Annotated in this window: 2 protein-coding genes; both read right to left on the bottom strand. The window is 36.7% G+C overall.

Features of this window, described 5'->3' with window-relative positions; genetic code table 11:
• The coding region (locus AB5754_RS12640) for a coiled-coil domain-containing protein (RefSeq protein ID WP_368259637.1) at positions 1 to 671 on the bottom strand (671 nt) is incomplete at its 3' end.
• Between the two features lie 227 nt (positions 672 to 898).
• Positions 899 to 1,124: rod shape-determining protein MreD (mreD, locus tag AB5754_RS12635; RefSeq protein ID WP_368259636.1), on the bottom strand; the 226-nt coding region annotated here is incomplete at its 5' end.

Genomic DNA, 1,124 nt, shown 5'->3' with positions numbered 1-1,124 from the left:
GCTTCAGCTTTTGCTTGTTGCAAGTTTGCTTTTTCGCCTTCTGCATCATTTTGTTCCAAAGCAAGGTCAGCTTTCATCACGTTCAAATCAGCTTGTTTCGCAATCAAATCGCCTTTTTGGGTTTCAAGTTCTACTTGGTTGGCTTGAACTTGTTTTTGTTTTTCTTTGATTTCAGCGTTCTTGTCTTCAACTGCTTGTTTGTCAGCTTTTTGTTGAATCACAAGTTCGTTGTTGGCATTGACGATTGTCGTCATCGCTTGAACTTTTCCGATAGCATCGGATACTGAATCCGCATCTAAAACGGCAGTCAATACCGAAGTGTTTTTGCCATTGACTTGTACGTCCCGGGCTTGATTTTGAATTTTTTCTTCCCGTTTGGCAATCCGTTTTTCTAGACTTTCAATTTCACTTTGTAATTTTGTTTGTTGTTCACCCAATTTAGCAGACTCATTAACAAGCTTTTCAGCTTTCGCAGCAATAGAGTCTACATCGCTTTGCAATGCATCAATTTTTTCTTGGGCGTCTGCTTGTTGACCTTTCAAGCTAGAAATTTTCTTATCTTGTTGTTCAATCTTCGTGTCGATTTCGTCCGCTGCTGCTACTACTGGTGTCGCAACTGCAGTTAGTAACAATGAACATACCAACAGTGCTGATAATCCACGTTTCTTCACTTTATCTTCCTCCGACTGGCTTTAGTTTATGAATAGTTGCTAAAGAGATTTTTAAACTCTTATCTTTTTCTTAACAAACAAAATTGTACCATACCCACATGACAGCCTTGTAAGGAAAATGTTACAGCTTTGTTTCAATTATCAAAATCTCCCTTTGCACCTTGCAGCATAAAAAGCGCTATGATTGTTGTTCGCCGAAATTTTAAAAACAAAAAACCTTCAAAGGATTATTTGGTGCCAAATAATCGTTTGAAGGGAAAGATAAAGAGAACAAATAACAATAAATTAATCAATAAGGTAGGACCTAAAAAGCGACTAGCAAAAAGACTGACTTTTACACTGGTTAAATTGAATAACACTTGAATAGCCAAAGGCAAGATTTCGTAAACTGTCACCAGAATTACAGTACCAAAAAACATTGTAAAAATACTGCTGTACAAAATATCTCTTAAT

It is taken from the genome of Enterococcus sp. 2201sp1_2201st1_C11_2201SCRN_220225 (assembly GCF_040925905.1).
GTDB classification, from domain to species: domain Bacteria; phylum Bacillota; class Bacilli; order Lactobacillales; family Enterococcaceae; genus Enterococcus_C; species Enterococcus_C asini_A.
The sequence above is the reverse complement of the archived record's forward strand: the minus strand, read 5'-3'. Positions and strand labels throughout refer to the sequence as shown.